This is a genomic window from Klebsiella sp. GFKo11, from assembly GCF_056490265.1.
Map to the genome: position 1 here is coordinate 235,485 of NZ_CM151369.1, position 16,764 is coordinate 252,248.

At 53.2% G+C, this 16,764-nt stretch carries 14 protein-coding genes; 7 read left to right on the forward strand and 7 right to left on the reverse strand.

Annotated features, from left to right (window positions below):
* The first annotated feature begins 80 nt into the window (after window positions 1–80).
* Window positions 81–569 (forward strand): 4Fe-4S binding protein, encoded by a 489-nt coding sequence (locus AC07P6_RS01110; RefSeq protein WP_181484480.1) that lies wholly within the window; start codon window positions 81–83, stop codon window positions 567–569.
* Window positions 570–716: 147 nt separating this feature from the next.
* On the opposite strand, the gene avtA is transcribed toward AC07P6_RS01110, so the two are convergent.
* Together avtA and AC07P6_RS01120 are read right to left on the reverse strand one after the other, a co-directional pair.
* Window positions 717–1,973 carry a valine--pyruvate transaminase gene (gene avtA, locus AC07P6_RS01115; protein WP_478315470.1) on the reverse strand — a complete coding sequence of 419 codons (1,257 nt, stop codon included), beginning with the start codon at window positions 1,971–1,973 and terminating at the stop codon, window positions 717–719.
* A gap of 174 nt (window positions 1,974–2,147) precedes the next feature.
* Window positions 2,148–4,178 carry an alpha-amylase gene (locus tag AC07P6_RS01120; RefSeq protein WP_478315471.1) on the reverse strand — a complete coding sequence of 677 codons (2,031 nt, stop codon included), beginning with the start codon at window positions 4,176–4,178 and terminating at the stop codon, window positions 2,148–2,150.
* Window positions 4,179–4,493: 315 nt separating this feature from the next.
* Between AC07P6_RS01120 and AC07P6_RS01125 the strand changes: the two genes are divergently transcribed.
* On the forward strand, window positions 4,494–5,321 hold the full coding sequence (locus AC07P6_RS01125) for a protein bax (RefSeq protein WP_478315472.1): 828 nt from the start codon (window positions 4,494–4,496) through the stop codon (window positions 5,319–5,321).
* A gap of 58 nt (window positions 5,322–5,379) precedes the next feature.
* Here the strand turns inward: AC07P6_RS01125 and xylR are convergent, their stop codons facing one another.
* From xylR to xylF, 4 genes are all read right to left on the reverse strand, one after another.
* Window positions 5,380–6,558, reverse strand: a complete 1,179-nt coding sequence (xylR, locus tag AC07P6_RS01130) for a D-xylose utilization transcriptional activator XylR (RefSeq protein ID WP_182235276.1) — start codon at window positions 6,556–6,558, stop codon at window positions 5,380–5,382.
* Between the two features lie 124 nt (window positions 6,559–6,682).
* Window positions 6,683–7,864 (reverse strand): xylose ABC transporter permease XylH, encoded by a 1,182-nt coding sequence (gene xylH / locus AC07P6_RS01135; RefSeq protein WP_182235275.1) that lies wholly within the window; start codon window positions 7,862–7,864, stop codon window positions 6,683–6,685.
* Entirely contained in the window at window positions 7,842–9,383 is a 1,542-nt protein-coding gene (locus AC07P6_RS01140; protein WP_182235274.1) for a xylose ABC transporter ATP-binding protein, read from the reverse strand. The genes xylH and AC07P6_RS01140 overlap by 23 nt, the downstream gene beginning before the upstream one ends.
* 64 nt (window positions 9,384–9,447) lie before the next feature.
* On the reverse strand, window positions 9,448–10,440 hold the full coding sequence (xylF, locus tag AC07P6_RS01145) for a D-xylose ABC transporter substrate-binding protein (RefSeq protein ID WP_478315473.1): 993 nt from the start codon (window positions 10,438–10,440) through the stop codon (window positions 9,448–9,450).
* Window positions 10,441–10,814: 374 nt separating this feature from the next.
* Between xylF and xylA the strand changes: the two genes are divergently transcribed.
* The 3 genes from xylA (at window position 10,815) to yiaB (ending at window position 14,229) form a co-directional block, all read left to right on the forward strand.
* Window positions 10,815–12,137, forward strand: coding sequence for a xylose isomerase (xylA, locus tag AC07P6_RS01150; protein ID WP_110276288.1), 1,323 nt, complete (start codon window positions 10,815–10,817; stop codon window positions 12,135–12,137).
* 90 nt (window positions 12,138–12,227) lie between these two features.
* Window positions 12,228–13,682, forward strand: a complete 1,455-nt coding sequence (gene xylB, locus AC07P6_RS01155) for a xylulokinase (RefSeq protein ID WP_478315474.1) — start codon at window positions 12,228–12,230, stop codon at window positions 13,680–13,682.
* Window positions 13,683–13,851: 169 nt separating this feature from the next.
* The gene (gene yiaB / locus AC07P6_RS01160) at window positions 13,852–14,229 is read left to right on the forward strand and encodes an inner membrane protein YiaB (RefSeq protein ID WP_478315475.1); all 378 of its coding nucleotides are present in this window, start codon (window positions 13,852–13,854) and stop codon (window positions 14,227–14,229) included.
* Between the two features lie 2 nt (window positions 14,230–14,231).
* On the opposite strand, the gene AC07P6_RS01165 is transcribed toward yiaB, so the two are convergent.
* Complete coding sequence (locus tag AC07P6_RS01165) at window positions 14,232–15,227, reverse strand: acyltransferase (RefSeq protein WP_478315476.1); 996 nt, start codon at window positions 15,225–15,227, stop codon at window positions 14,232–14,234.
* Between the two features lie 185 nt (window positions 15,228–15,412).
* Between AC07P6_RS01165 and AC07P6_RS01170 the strand changes: the two genes are divergently transcribed.
* Both AC07P6_RS01170 and glyQ read left to right on the forward strand, forming a co-directional pair.
* Complete coding sequence (locus AC07P6_RS01170) at window positions 15,413–15,712, forward strand: YsaB family lipoprotein (protein WP_478315477.1); 300 nt, start codon at window positions 15,413–15,415, stop codon at window positions 15,710–15,712.
* A gap of 137 nt (window positions 15,713–15,849) precedes the next feature.
* The gene (glyQ, locus tag AC07P6_RS01175; protein ID WP_110276255.1) at window positions 15,850–16,761 is read left to right on the forward strand and encodes a glycine--tRNA ligase subunit alpha; all 912 of its coding nucleotides are present in this window, start codon (window positions 15,850–15,852) and stop codon (window positions 16,759–16,761) included.
* Window positions 16,762–16,764 lie beyond the last annotated feature (3 nt).

Sequence of the window (16,764 nt, forward strand, 5' to 3'; positions counted from 1 at the left end):
AGCCGCTGACTCCATTCAGGATCAAGGCGCGGGACCGGCTTTTTCTGGCAACCTGCATTTTTATCTCCAATGGAGCAAGGATGAACCGGTTTATTATCGCAGATGCGCAAAAATGCATTGGCTGCCGTACCTGTGAAGTAGCCTGCGTGGTGTCCCATCAGCAGGACCAGGACTGTTCTGGCGTCTCCGCCACGCACTTTGCGCCGCGGATCCGCGTGGTGAAAAATGACGATATCTCGACGGCAACGCTGTGCCGCCAGTGCGAGGATGCACCCTGCGCGAATGTTTGTCCTGAAGGCGCTATCCGCCGTGAAAACTCAGTCTGGCGTGTGGATCAGCGGCGCTGCATCGGATGCAAAAGCTGCATGATAGCGTGTCCCTACGGCGCAATGACCGTGATGCTGGTGGATGATGGCGTACAGGCGTTGAAGTGCGATTTGTGCAGTCATCGCGAAGAGGGCCCTGCCTGCGTGGCGGCGTGCCCGACTCAGGCGCTGCATTGCATGGAGCCGGTGGAGCTGGAAAGAATAAGCGCCGAGCGCCGCCGACGGACGGCGTTGGCGATGTAGCGTGCTCCCCGGAGGCGGTGCTGGCGCACCTGTCCGGGCTACCGAACCACAAACCGCACGGTCCCGCCCGGACTCGTAGCCCGGGCAAGGCGCATCAAGCGCCGCCCCCGGGGAATATCCCTCAATGTCGGGTCGCCTGACGCGTCATTACGCGTCCTGCTCGCCCCAGGCGCGTTCAACTTCTTCGGCAAGAATCTTCACGCCAACTTCAATTTTCTCCGGGTCCGGCACGTAGTTCATGCGCATGCATTGATGCGTGTGCGGCCAGGGTTTATCCAGTCCCGGGAAGAAGTAATCGCCCGGCACCATCAGGACGCCGCGTTTCTTCAGGCGCTGATACAGCAGCTCGGTAGAAATCGGCAGGTCCTTAAACCACAGCCAGAGGAAAATCGCCCCTTCCGGCTTGTGGATCAGGCAGCGTTCTTGCGGCAGATAGCGGCGAATAATGGCGATAGTTTCCTGTACGCGCTGGAAATAGAACGGTTTAATCACGGTTTCCGACAGGCGCAGCAGGTCGTTGCGTTTAATCATCTCGCACATCATGGCTGGCCCCATCCCGCCGGGGGCGAGGCTGATAATGCCGTTCATATTGCTGATGGCGGTGATGATTTTCTCGTTGGCGATGATAATCCCGCAGCGACTGCCCGGCAGGCCGAGCTTAGAGAGGCTCATGCACAGGACGATATTCGGATTCCACAGCGGCCTGGCGTCACTGAAAATAATCCCCGGGAACGGAACGCCGTAGGCATTATCAATAACCAGAGGGATGCCATGCTGATTGGCCAGCGCATCCAGCTTGATCAGCTCGTCGTCGGTAATAACGTTGCCGGTCGGGTTGGTGGGGCGAGAAACGCAGATCATCCCCGTCTCGTCCGTTACCTGCAAATGCTCGAAATCCACGTGATACTTAAACTGGCCTTCCGGCAGCAACTCAATGTTCGGACGTGTGGCAACAAACAGGTCTTCTTCGAGGCCGGAATCGGCATAGCCGATGTACTCAGGCGTCAACGGAAACAGCACCTTACGGGTAGTTCCATCCGCACGACGGCCTGCGAAGAGGTTAAACAAGTAGAAAAACGCGCTCTGACTGCCATTTGTCAGTGCAATATTCTGTGGCTCGATCTCCCAGCCCAGTTCATCACGTAGCATTTTCGCCAGCAGGACCAGCAGCTCGCTTTTACCCTGCGGGCCGTCATAATTACAAAGCGCATCAAGGGCTTTGCCGCTATTCAGCATGTCGGCTAGCAGGCTATGGAAGTAATCATTCATTTCCGGAATCTGTGCGGGATTACCGCCGCCCAGCATGATGGCACCCGGCGTGCGCAGGCCGTCATTAAGGTCTTCCATCAAGCGGGTGATGCCCGAATGACGGGTAAATTTGTCGCCAAAAAGTGAAAATGTCATCGCGATTAATCTGTCGGTATCCCTGGAAAGTGGGTAACCATAACGCCAGCGCAGACAGGGTGCAAATCGAGGGACTGGAAGGATATTTCGGTTTTGTGCTGCCAGAGAAGTGTTTTTTGGATATTTATCCTGAAAACGCTCCCCTGATAATCAGGGGAGCGTGCTGTTATGTGATTATTGCTGGCCCGCCCACACCACCATCACCTTATCGTCGCCGCTCTCGCGGATAAAAGCGTAGCCTTTTGGCATCGATAGCGTGGTTTGTTTGCCCATGCCAATCGCCGGATGGCGGGCGCGGAACTGGCCCAGTTTCTCCCAGTGGGTGACGCTGCGTGCGGCTTTACCGCTCACATCCTGCCAGTTCATATCCGAACGCGTGCCTTGCAATGGGTCTGACCCGGTTGGGCCAAACGGCCGTGAGGATTCATCACCGTAGAAGATTTGCACGGCGCCTGGCGCGAGCAGCAGCAGTTCCGCCGCCGTGCTGCCGCCTTCACGGAACAGGCTGGTGTCGTGCGAGGAGAGATAGCTTAATACGTTGAAGTCCTGAAGTTTCTCTGCCATTTGTTGCCAGGTCAGATCCATCGTGGACATGCAGCTTGCCGCTTTCGACGCCTGATCCTGATAATCGAAGTTCAGCATCGCGTCAAAACCGTGGCGATAGTAATCGCTCTGCATTACGCCGTGGCCCCACGCCTCGCCGGTCATCCAGAACGGCGCGTTATCCAGCGCTTTTTCCGGGTTCGCTTTCTTCCATTCTGCCAGCGCTTGCGTGGCCTGAGTTTTTAGCTGCTGCCAGGCGGCTTGTTCAACGTGTTTGGCGGTATCGACGCGGAAACCATCAATACCGTAATCACGTACCCATTGGCTCAGCCAGTGGGTCAGGTAATCACGCGGCGTGTAGCCAGGGATCTCTTTGGCCGCGGTATCCGGTTTATGGTGATAGAAGTTTGGCAGGCCGGAAGGCTCCGTGGATTCGGTTTTCAGGTCCGGCAGGAAAGCCAGCGACATGGTTAGATCGTCAAATCCGGGGTTGTCGTAGTCGCCGATATCGGTGCGGATCCATTTTTTACCCCACCATTTCTCCCATCCTGCTTTATCGCTGAAGTTGATGTAGTCGTTAAAGCTGTGCCAGCTTTGACCCGCGCGCGGCTTCCAGTCGGTCCAGCGCTCGCCTAAAGTCTTTTTCAGTTCGTCGCCCTGGATGTACAAAGAACCGAACTGGAACTCCTGCATATCGGCCAGAGTCGCGTAGCCGGTATGGTTCATCACCACGTCGAACAGAATGCGGATCCCACGCTTATGGGCCTCATCAATCAGGTGGCGCAGATCGTCTTCCGTCCCCATATTGGCATCGAGCTTCGTCCAGTCCTGGGTGTAATAACCGTGATAAGCGTAATGCGGAAAATCGCCCTTAGTGCCGCCGCCAACCCAGCCGTGGATTTGCTCCAGCGGCGAGCTGATCCACAGCGCGTTGACGCCGAGCTGCTGGAGATAATCAAGTTTACTGGTCAAGCCTTGCAGGTCACCGCCGTGGAAGGTGCCGATTTCTTGCATACCGTCTTTGTGGCGGCCATAGCTATTGTCATTGGCCGGGTTGCCGTTAACAAAGCGGTCGGTGAGGACGAAATAGACGGTGGCGTTGTGCCAGTTAAATGGTGCGGCAGCTTGAGTCTCTGCACGTTCAAGCAACAGCAGGCCATTGCTGTTAAACGCGGGCTGGAGGGTAATTTTACCGCCGCTGACGGTGGCGACATTGCCGCTATAGAAGTCGCGAACTTTACTGCCTTCGGCGAAGGATTTGCTGACGTCGATGGTCAACGGTTTGCCATCCCATTTCGGACACTGCTTCAGCTGCGGCGCGGCGGCGGCAGTCTGTTTCTCCTCCAGGGAAACCATCAGGGTTGGCGTGCCCGAACGGGTATCGACTTCCAGGGTATAGCGACCATCGCGGAATACGCGCCACTGCGGTGCTGGATCGCGACAGGGCTCCATGGAAAGCATCTGGTTGAGTTTGATGATGCCAGCGGGCTGCCAGCACTGTTGGTCAAAATTAATTCGCAGAGGGCGCGTACCCTTTGCTACCTCGTTTTGACTGATAAATCTGCCGGTGCCTTCTTCGGTAAAGGCGGGGAAATCTGCGGTGGTCCAGGCGGCGAAGGCCATCCCAGGCAACAGCAGCGACGCAAGCGCAGCGAGTTTCATTCCGGAGTCCTGTGTGCGGTGTTTTGTTCAGTTTGCGCGTTTGCTTATCCAATGAACTCATCCCGTCTCTGATTTTCCTGGGAGGATGAATAAGGGTGAGTGATCGCGCTCAAAAAATGAGCGCAAAATGAGATGGTTGTCGCATTTTTGAGCGGATGTAATGCCGCAGAAACCGATTTCAGATGACAGCTTTTCGGAATTGGACTATTTCTGTGGGTGCGTCATCTGGGTATTTTTGATACTATTCGCGATTCAACCATCGATTTTTTGCGAAAAACAAGGTGTTGGAATGATTAAATCCGACCAGGAGACCTAATGATATCGATTCCCATGCGACGATATGGGGCTGCGATACTCATGTTACTTACCTGTTTATTTTCAGGTAGTGTGCTGGCAACAACACACACAGCAACAACGAGTCATAAAGCCTCAGAAGTTAAGAAGAAAAGTACGGTTAAAGTAAGCAAGGTAAGCAGTAAACAAGAGTATTCTCGCAATAGTGTAAAGAGCAGTTCACTTCCTGATTTGCGAAAATACCCTTCCGGGACACCAAGGAAAAAAGCGTTTCTCCGGACGGTAATGCCTTATATTACGAAACAGAATCAGGTGATTACCGCCGATCGTAACTGGCTTGTAACCAAGCAGTACGATGCACGCTGGTCACCGAGCGAGCGTGCGCGCCTGAAAGAGATCGCTTCACGCTATAAAGTGAAATGGTCTGGCAATACTCGCCATATTCCATGGAATTCGCTGCTTGAGCGCGTCGACATTATTCCGAATAGCATGGTAGCAACCATGGCAGCTGCGGAAAGCGGCTGGGGAACGTCAAAGTTGGCGCGGGTGAACAACAATCTGTTTGGTATGAAGTGTGGCGGTGGAAACTGTCGCGGTGCGGTGAAGGGCTACTCCCAGTTTGATTCTGTAGAGGAGTCCGTTCAGGCCTACGTGAGAAATCTGAATACGCATCCGGCCTATTCGTCGTTCCGTAAATCGCGTGCGCAAATGCGCCAGGCCGATCAGGAGCTGACCGCCAGCACGATGATTCACAAGCTGAAGGGCTATTCGACCAAAGGGTCGAGCTATAACAACTTTCTCTTCGCGATGTATCAGGATAACCAGCGGTTAATTGCCGCACACATGTAATTGCTCATACATGTCGTCTAATGCCCGGTGCGCAAGCCCGGGCATTTTTCTTTGCGTTCTACATCATCACTTCACTGTGCCGGTCGCGGTACTCCTTCGGCGTCACGTCGTACTCTTTCTTAAACACTGAATAGAAATATTGCAGCGATGGGTAGCCGCACATCTGCGAAATTTCGTTAATCGACAGCGTAGTCGATACCAGCAGGCTGCGCGCTTTTTCTAACTTTTCGCTGTGGATCATCGTATGAATCGTCTCGCCCACCTCCTCCTTGAAGCGCTTTTCAAGGTTCGAGCGGGAGATACCGACGGCATCCAGCACCTGCTCGACCTTAATCCCTTTACAGGCGTTGTTACGGATATAGTGCATTGCCTGAATAACTGACGGATCGGACAGCGAACGATAGTCGGTGGAACGACGCTCTATTACGCGCATCGGCGGAATCAATTGCCGCTGCAACGGTAAGTCTTCGTTTTCCAGCAGACGATGCAGCAGCTTCGCGGCCTGATAGCCCATCTGGCGGGTGCCCTGGGCGACGGATGACAGAGCGACGCGCGACAGGTAGCGGGTAAGCTCTTCGTTATCAATGCCAATCACGCACAGCTTTTCCGGGACCGGAATATGCAGCCGCTCGCAGGCCTGTAACACGTGGCGTGCGCGGGCATCGGTGACAGCGATAATTCCGGTTTGCGGCGGCAATGTTTGTAGCCAGTCGGCAAGCCGATTTTGCGCATGCTGCCAGTTTTCCGGCGCTGTCTCGAGACCCTGATACACCACGCCGCGATATTTTTCTCTGGCGACCAGCTGGCAAAACGCGTGCTCGCGCTCGGCGGCCCAGCCTTTGCAGCTGGAAGTGGGCAGACCGTAAAAGGCGAAGCGGTTGATGCCTTTTTCTTTCAGATGGAGAAACGCGCTTTCGACCAGCGCGGCGTTATCGGTAGCGATGTAGTGAACCGGCGGATAGCATTCCGGACGATGGAAAGAGCCACCGACGCCGACGATAGGAACATCGACGCCGATCAGCAGATTTTCAATTTCCGGGTCGTCGTAATCGGCAATGACGCCGTCGCCTAACCACTCCTTAATGTTTTCAATTCGCGCCCGGAAATCTTCCTCAATGAAGATGTCCCATTCCAATTGCGATGCTTGCAAATATTCGCCAACGCCTTCAACAACCTGGCGGTCGTAGGCTTTGTTGGCGTTGAATAACAGCGTAATACGGTGACGCTTTTCAAACATAGTGTTGTTCCTGGTCTCTTTCGCTGGTCGTACAATACCGACCAATGCCCGAATTATTTCAAGCTACTTGTGCCTAAGTTTGGCGGTAGCGCAAATAATTCGGGCATATTTATTTTTTATGCGATCAGCTTCGACGTTTAGTGGCTGAATCCATCCACACCGCCAGTAATAGAATGACGCCTTTGACGATGTACTGCCAGAAGGTGGCGACGTCCATCATGCTCATGCCGTTATCCAGCGCGGACATGATAAATGCCCCCATAACGGCCCCTGCGACGCTGCCAACGCCACCCGCAAGGCTGGTACCGCCGATCACGCAGGCGGCGATAGCATCCAGCTCGGCGATGTTACCGGCGGAAGGTGAACCTGCACCCAGTCGCGAGCTGAGGATCAGCCCGGCGATAGCTACCATCAGGCCATTAATGGCAAATACTGCCAGCTTGGTGCGTTCAACGCTAATACCGGATAAGCGCGCGGCTTCCAGGTTTCCGCCGATGGCGTAGATGCGCCGCCCAAAAGCGGTACGCGTGGCCATAAACATCCCAACCAACAGAAGGGCTGCAAGGATAAGTACCGGCGTCGGTACGCCGCGGTAGTCGTTTAGCAGCCAGATTGCACCCAAAACGATAACGGCGGTAATAGTCTGACGACCCACGGTTGCGGTTGATGCCGGCGTCGTCAGGCCTAATGCCTGGCGCCGCATCCGCCCACGCCATTGCCAGATAATAAACGCCGCCATTCCCACGACGCCAATAGCGAAGCCAATGCCATCAGGGAGATAGCTCTGGCCGATTTGCGACATTGCCGGGCTGGTGGGGGAGACGGTGGTGCCGTTGGTAATGCCGATCAGAATGCCGCGAAACGCCAGCATTCCGGCAAGGGTCACGATAAACGAGGGGACTTTGCGATAGGCGACCCACCAACCGTTCCAGGCCCCTAGTATCAGGCCCAGCGCCAGCGTGACAACAATCGTCAGCGGTAGGGGCCAGCCGAGCCAGACATCGAAAATCGCCGCCGCGCCTCCGAGCAGGCCCATCATTGAACCGACAGAGAGATCGATCTCGGCGGAAATAATCACAAACACCATCCCGACTGCGAGAATGCCGGTGATAGCGGTCTGGCGCAGCAGGTTGGAGATGTTGCGCGCGCTCAGATAAGCGCCTTCAGTGGTCCAGGTGAAAAACAGCATAATCGCCACGATGGCGGCGATCATCACGAAAACCTGGAGATTCATGCCTTTTAGCCCTGACAGTGCGGCAGGGGCTGGCGGGGTGAGTTTTATTTCAGACGACGTGTTCTTCGACATGGCGTTCGCTCCTCAGTGCGGCTTCCATCACCTGTTCCTGGGTCAGGTCCTGGTTGATCAAATTGGCTTTCAGCTTGCCTTCATGCATCACCAGCACCCGGTCGCTTAGCCCAAGCACTTCGGGAAGCTCAGATGAAATGACAATGACGGCGATCCCCTGCTGCACTAGCTGATTAATCAGCTTGTAGATTTCGTATTTAGCGCCGATGTCGATGCCGCGGGTGGGCTCATCGAGGATCAGAATGCGCGGATTCAGCAGCAGGCAGCGGGCGAGGATTGCCTTTTGCTGATTGCCGCCGCTCAGGCGACCAATCGCCAGTTCCGGTGATGAGGTTTTGATTTTCAGGCGCTGGATGGATTGCTGAATGCAGTGTTGCTCACCGGCATCGTCAAGGCTGCTCAGCGGGCCGGTAAATTGGCTCAGGGCAGCCAGCGTGATGTTCTTACCTACCGCCATAACTGGCACGATACCGTCTTTTTTCCTGTCCTCCGGCACCATGGCAATGCCCAGCGCGATAGCCTGCTGGCAGTTGTGAATCGCTACCTGCTGACCATCAATGAAAATTTTTCCCTGCCAGCGGCCCGGCCAGACGCCAAATAAGCATTGAACCGCTTCGGTACGACCCGCGCCGACCAGCCCGGCAATACCCAAAATTTCGCCGCGCCGCAGCGAGAAAGAGATGTCGTTGACCCGCTTGATGTGGCGATTCACCGGGTGCCAGGCGGTTAAGTTCTCAACCCGCAGAATTTCATCGCCGCAGCTGTGGGCTTCATTGGGATAAAGTGCCGTGAGCTCGCGGCCCACCATCATGGTGATGATGTCATCTTCATTCATGCCATCGGCGTTGCGAGTGCCGATATGCTGGCCGTCGCGGATTACGCAGATGGTGTTTGATATGGCTTTGACTTCATTGAGTTTATGGGAAATATAAATACAGGCGATACCGTGATTTTGCAGATCGCGAATAATAGTCAGCAGAATGGCTGTTTCTTGTTCAGTTAATGAGGCGGTGGGTTCATCGAGAATTAACAGCCGTACCTGTTTATTTAGCGCTTTGGCTATTTCGACCAGTTGCTGCTGACCGAGACCTAAATCTCCGACACGGGTATCGGGTGAAATAGATAAATTGACCTGAGCCAGCAGTTTCTCACAGCGTAAGGTCATGGTTTCATAATCCAGCAAGCCGTAGCGAGAGATCTCCGCGCCGAGAAAAATATTCTCCAGAACGGTCAGGTGTTTTACCAGCGCCAGCTCCTGGTGAATGATGGCGATCCCCTTACGCTCGGTATCGCGAATATGCCCGGGCTGTAATATTTCCCCGGAAAAAATAATTTCTCCTTCATAACTTCCGTGCGGATATATTCCGCAAAGTACCTTCATCAGCGTGGATTTTCCGGAGCCATTTTCTCCGCATAAGGAAACCACTTCCCCGGCGTTCAGCCGCAGGCTGACATTATCAATCGCCTTCACCACACCGAAGGTTTTGCTAATGTTTTTCATTTCGAGTAACCAGGACATAGATGCTCCGCATAAGCGATATCCGGCTGGACGAGGATAACGCCCCGGAAAGGGGCGTCAGCAATTACAGTTCGCTCTTTTTGTGAAAGCCGTCTTTAATCACCGTCTGATCAATATTGTCTTTATTGACTTCGATTGGTGTCAGCAGCCGCGACGGTACATCTTTCAGCCCGTTGTTGAGCGTGGCGTCTGCCTGGGGTTGTTTATCGTTGCCCAGTTCGACGGCGATCTCCGCCGCAGTGGTGGCAAGGGTGGTGATCGGTTTGTAGACGGTCATCGTCTGGGTGCCTGCGATAATGCGTTTTACGCCCGCGAGATCGGCGTCCTGGCCGGAAATTGCCACTTTACCCGCAAGACCCTGGGCGCTTAAGGCCTGAATAGCACCGCCGGCGGTAGCGTCGTTAGAGGCGACGACCGCATCAATTTTGTTATTGTTGGCGGTCAGGGCGTTCTCCATAATTTTCAGCGCATTTTCTGGTAGCCAGCCGTCGACCCACTGATCGCCAACGATTTTAATTTTGCCATCATTAATATAGGGCTTGAGGACTTTCATCTGTCCGGCGCGGAACAGCTTGGCGTTATTATCGACAGGGGAGCCGCCCATCAGAAAATAGTTTCCCTGAGGGACTTTATCGACCAGGCTTTGGGCCTGCATTTCACCCACTTTTTCATTATTAAAGGAAATATAAAAATCAATATCGGCATTATTGATCAGTCGGTCATAAGCAAGAACTTTAATGCCCTCCTGTTTTGCTTCTTTAATCACATTGCTGAGCACCTGGCCGTTGTACGGAATAATAACCAGAACGTCGACGCCGCGATTTATCATGTTTTCGATTTGCGACATTTGGGTTTCTTCGTTGCCATTTGCTGATTGTACAAATACTTTCGCACCTAATGATTCAGCTTTATTGACAAAAATATCACGATCTTTTTGCCAGCGCTCAAGGCGGAGGTCATCAATAGCCATGCCAATTTTAACTTCTTTAGCGATACCCGAAAAGCTAGTGAGGACCAGCGCGGCACAGAGCGTAAGGCAAAGGTTCTTTATCTTCATAATAATAACACCTTTTTTGTAAAGTGCAGGATAAGAAGGGTGATGAAAATAAACGGCCTGATACAAAGAAGATTTTTAACTCGGAAACGGGCGATGGCAATTATCTATGCTTATTTTACGGTTATGAAATTTTGTTTATTTGTGAATTTATGACCGTGATCGTACTTTAATAATCAATTATCATCGTATTTCATTGATCTCTCATCATGTAAGCAGCGAAATTAGGCGTTTTACGTATTATTTTTGCGACCTGGCGCACGTTTGTGAATTCTCTCAATTGCGGTGTGAAATAACGTAATTGAGGAAAGTAAAAGGAGAATTCTATATTGGATTATGACTTATTACTCGCCGCACCCCTGAATATGGAGTTCATTATGCAGACCTATTTCGATCAACTTGATCGCGTTCGTTATGAAGGCCCGAAATCCGCTAACCCATTGGCTTTCCGTCATTACAATCCGGATGAGCTGGTGCTGGGCAAACGCATGGAAGACCACCTGCGCTTTGCGGCCTGCTACTGGCACACCTTCTGCTGGAATGGTGCTGACATGTTCGGTGTGGGTTCCTTTAATCGTCCCTGGCAGCAGCCGGGCGAAGCGCTGGAAATGGCGAAGCGTAAAGCCGATGTCGCTTTTGAGTTTTTCCACAAGCTGAACGTGCCTTATTACTGCTTCCACGATATCGACGTCTCTCCGGAAGGCGCGTCCCTGAAAGAATATGCCAATAACTTCGCGCAGATGGTTGATGTGCTGGCAGAAAAACAGCAGCAGAGCGGCGTCAAGCTGCTGTGGGGCACGGCGAACTGCTTTACTAACCCACGTTACGGCGCAGGTGCGGCAACGAATCCGGATCCGGAAGTATTCAGCTGGGCGGCGACTCAGGTGGTTACTGCGATGGATGCGACCCATAAACTGGGCGGCGAAAACTACGTTCTGTGGGGCGGTCGTGAAGGCTATGAAACCTTACTGAATACCGACCTGCGCCAGGAACGCGAGCAGATTGGTCGCTTTATGCAACTGGTCGTTGAGCACAAACACAAAATTGGCTTCCAGGGCACGCTGCTGATCGAGCCAAAACCGCAGGAGCCAACAAAGCATCAGTACGATTACGACGCTTCTACCGTGTACGGTTTCCTCAAGCAGTTCGGTCTGGAAAAAGAGATCAAACTGAATATCGAAGCGAACCACGCGACGCTGGCAGGTCACACTTTCCATCACGAAATTGCTACCGCCATCGCTCTTGGCCTGTTTGGCTCCGTTGATGCTAACCGTGGTGATCCGCAACTGGGTTGGGACACCGACCAGTTCCCGAATAGCGTTGAAGAAAACGCGCTGGTGATGTACGAAATCCTTAAAGCGGGCGGCTTCACCACTGGCGGTCTGAACTTTGATGCTAAAGTGCGTCGTCAGAGCACCGATAAATACGACCTGTTCTACGGTCACATTGGCGCGATGGACACTATGGCGCTGGCCTTAAAAGTGGCAGCTCGTATGATTGAAGGCGGTGACCTGGATAAACGCGTTGCCAAACGTTATGCCGGTTGGAACGGTGAGCTGGGCCAGCAAATCCTTAAAGGGCAGATGAATCTGACTGAAATCGCTCAGTATGCGACTCAACATAACCTGGCTCCGCAGCATCAAAGCGGCCATCAGGAGCTGCTGGAAAACGTTGTTAATCGCTATCTGTTTGATAATTAATGATGATGCCCGGCTAGCCCGGGCATTGGCTATAGCAGATGCTCTATTCGCGCCACGCTCAGTCGTGGCGCGCTGGTAAGGAGAGACTGTATGTATATCGGGATTGATCTGGGTACCTCGGGTGTTAAGGCCATTTTGCTCAACGAGCAGGGCGAGGTCGTGGCTTCACATACCGAAAAGCTCGACGTATCGCGTCCGCACCCTCTATGGTCCGAACAAGATCCTGAACACTGGTGGCAGGTGACAGACAACGCAATGAAAGCGTTGGGCGCGCAACACTCTCTGCGCGAGGTCAAAGCCTTAGGCATTGCCGGGCAGATGCACGGCGCAACGCTGCTGGATAAACAACAGCGCGTTCTGCGCCCTGCGATTTTATGGAATGACGGCCGCTGTGGCGAAGAGTGCGCGCTGCTGGAAGATAAAGTCAGCCGTTCGCGGGAGATAACCGGCAATCTGATGATGCCTGGATTTACCGCGCCGAAGCTGCTGTGGGTTCAGCGCCACGAACCTGAAGTCTTCCGCCAGGTTGATAAAGTTTTACTACCAAAAGATTATTTACGTTTACGTATGACCGGCGAGTTTGCCAGCGATATGTCTGATGCTGCCGGTACGATGTGGATGGACGTGGCGCGACGCGACTGGAGCGATGAAATGCTCGCTGCCTGCGGGCTGAGCCGCGATAACATGCCCGCGCTGTTTGAAGGTTGTGAGGTGACGGGCTCGCTTCGTTCTTCCATCGCGCAGTCGTGGAATATGCCGGAAGCGCTGGTTGTGGCCGGTGGCGGCGATAACGCGGCGGGTGCGGTTGGCGTGGGCATGGCGGATGCCGGTCAGGCGATGCTGTCGCTGGGAACATCGGGCGTCTACTTTGCCGTCAGCGACGGTTTTCTTAGCAAACCGGAAAGCGCCGTTCACAGTTTCTGTCACGCGCTGCCCGGACGCTGGCATCTGATGTCGGTGATGCTGAGTGCGGCATCTTGCCTCGATTGGGCGGCGAAATTAACCGGTCTCGGTACGGTTCCAGCGCTGATTGCAGCGGCGGAATCGGCTAACGACGATGCCAATCCGGTCTGGTTCTTGCCCTACTTATCCGGAGAACGTACGCCGCATAACAATCCGCAGGCGAAAGGCGTCTTTTTCGGCCTGACCCATCAGCATGGCCCAGCGGAACTGGCGCGAGCGGTATTGGAGGGCGTTGGCTATGCCCTGGCAGATGGGATGGATGTTGTTCACGCCTGCGGCGTTAAGCCAGAGAGCGTAACGCTGATTGGCGGCGGTGCGCGCAGCGCGTACTGGCGGCAAATGCTCGCGGATATTAGCGGTCAACAGCTTGATTTTCGCACCGGCGGCGATGTCGGTCCGGCGCTTGGCGCGGCGAGACTAGCGCAGTTAGCACTACATAAAAATGTCGCATTCTCTGATCTGCTCCCGCAACTCCCGTTGGAACAGGCTCATCGTCCGGATGCCGAACGTTTTGCCCGTTATGCCCCTCGTCGGGAAACCTTCCGGCAGATTTATCAGCAGCTTTTACCGTTGATGTCCTGATAAATTCGCCCCAGTTGATGGGGCGAATCCATTCTTTGAATATGTCCTGATTTATTCATTCGCTGTGTGTATTTATATATTCCGAATTTGTCATTTCGAATGCGAAAAGTACCGATAATCACGTTTCATCAGTACATAATGAGGGCTGTTTTTTTGCCAGGGAGGCCCTATGAAAAATAATATTATTCCAAAGCTATTAATGGCTATTGGGGCGCTGGTTTATCTGGTGGGTATCTGGCGTACCTGCCCGTTATTTAGCGGTAAAGGTTATTTTCTCGGCGTTCTGGTGATGGGGCTATTCGCGATGTTAGCCCATCAGCGTACGATGCAAGAAGAACGTAAAAAAGATGATGGCTTTGCTTCGTTATGTCGCCTGGTACTCCTGCTATCAGTTGGTTTATTAATGGTCGGCGCCATGTTTGTGCCCGCCGGTTGGGATGAGAAGATCATCTACGTGGCGGCGTGGTTTGTGTGTTTATACGGCGCATCAACATTGCCCCGTAAAACAGTATCGAAACGCGTGGCGCAGCAAGACTCCGCAGAATAACCCTAGCTCACCAGGCGACGGCTATCGAACCGTTGAACCAGGGTTGAGAGCAGCAAGCTTCCCAGCAGCGCGGCGCTAAAAATCCACACGATATCCAGCAACGGCCAGCGCGTCAGTTCAAGCCCACTGGCGCGAAGCGCGTGGATGATCAGTGCGTGAAAGCCGTAAATCCCTAAGGAATGGCGGGCGATTGGCGCAATAAGCGGTATCTGGCGCGTATTGAGCGTATTTTTTGCCAGCGTCAGTAGGGTAATCGCGCAGATAAAAACTGCGGGTCCGCAGTATAAATACCAGGTATCGCCAAAGTCGCCGCGCCAGCGCAGCTCATACAGCGTGCCACGTGATATCACCCATACTGTTGCCAGAAAGAGCGTTGCGCACAGTGGCGTCAGCCATTTTCTATCGGTGTCCATCATCCCAATTGCCCGGCCCAGAATGCCGTACAGCACATAATAAAAGGCATCGCCACTGATATAGAGATTAACTGGCAGCCATTCGATTCCGCCTGCTTTCACCGCCACCATATTGGGATTTGCCATGATGCCAATAACCAGCATGAGTGCCAGCAGCATCTTACCGCTGACCTGTTTAACCTGGATTAACGGCGAGAGCAGATAAATCACGGTGATCGCGAAGAAAAACCACAGGTGATAGAAGACTGGCTTTTGCAGCACATTCTTTAGCGATAGTTCGACGTTGATATGGGTGAACAGGGTGATATAGAGCAGAGATAGCGCGCTGTAAAAGAGGATGCACAGGCCAATGCGCAGAAAATGCCGGGGCTGAGCACTACGCTCACCGAAAAATAAATAGCCTGAAATCATGAAAAATAGCGGTACGCTGACGCGGGATGCGGAGTTAAGGAAATTAGCAATGTCCCAATCCAGCAGGCTGATAGTATGCGGGTGAGTGATGTACCAGGTGGTGCTATGAATCATCACCACCATCAGGCAAGCAATACCGCGCAAATTGGTAATCCAGTTAATTTTTTCCTGCATCAGGGCCTCAATTGCGTCCTCTCAAAAAGGGTCTGACTTCGATTATTCGATGGTATCTCAGTGGAATAATCTGAGTTTATCGCCATAGACTTGTCGTGACATGGACCGATTTGCACAATGGCTGGGTCAATTTACGCAATCTGCACAATAACAATTTACTCACAAGGTGGTCGAGAAAAGTGGTGATGAAATATGTATTTTCTGGACTGCTGTTGCTTCTGCTGGCGGGCTGTAGCCAGATGCCATCTCAGCCAGAGCAAAAAGCGCAAAGAGCGCAGATAACGCCGCAAACGACTCTCAATATGGAGCAATTGTGCAAGGATAATGCGGCAATACGTTACAGTACAGGTATTCGGCAGGTCGATGTTAGCCATGTTGAACAGTTCCAGGGAAGCTATGAGCTTTCGGGTATGACCTCGCAGAATGAGCGCTTTATCTGTTCTTTTGATCCGGACGGGCAGTTTTTGCATCTTTCCATGCGCTAAATGCGGCTCTGGTGCCGCGTGATGGCGTTAATTTCCGCAATTTTCCTTAAACAACCCCGTTTCATACTGTATATCTCTCAGTCAGCGGGTATACTGATCCCTTCCTTTAAATCCACACGTATCCAGCACGAAATAATATGCAAAAGTTTGATACCAGGACCTTCCAGGGCTTGATCCTGACCTTACAGGATTACTGGGCTCGCCAGGGCTGCACCATTGTTCAACCATTGGACATGGAAGTTGGCGCCGGCACCTCTCACCCCATGACTTGCCTGCGCGCGCTGGGGCCAGAGCCGATGGCTACCGCCTATGTTCAGCCTTCTCGTCGTCCGACCGACGGCCGCTACGGTGAAAACCCGAACCGTTTACAGCACTACTATCAGTTCCAGGTGGTGATTAAACCTTCTCCGGATAACATTCAGGAGCTGTACCTCGGTTCTCTGAAAGAGCTGGGTATGGATCCAACTATTCACGATATTCGCTTCGTGGAAGACAACTGGGAAAACCCAACGCTGGGAGCCTGGGGTCTGGGCTGGGAAGTGTGGCTGAACGGCATGGAAGTGACGCAGTTTACCTACTTCCAGCAGGTCGGCGGTATGGAGTGTAAACCGGTTACCGGTGAGATCACCTACGGCCTGGAGCGCCTGGCGATGTACATTCAGGGCGTAGACAGCGTTTACGACCTGGTCTGGAGCGACGGCCCGCTGGGTAAAACCACCTACGGCGACGTGTTCCATCAGAACGAAGTCGAGCAATCGACTTACAACTTCGAATATGCAGACGTCGACTTCTTGTTCTCCTGCTTTGAGCAGTATGAGAAAGAAGCTCAGCTGCTGCTGGCGCTGGAAAACCCGCTGCCGCTGCCTGCCTACGAGCGTATTCTGAAAGCCGCCCATAGCTTTAACCTGCTGGACGCGCGTAAAGCCATCTCCGTCACCGAGCGTCAGCGCTATATTCTGCGCATCCGCACTCTGACCAAAGCAGTGGCTGAAGCTTACTATGCTTCCCGTGAAGCCCTTGGTTTCCCGATGTGCAACAAGAATAAATAAGAG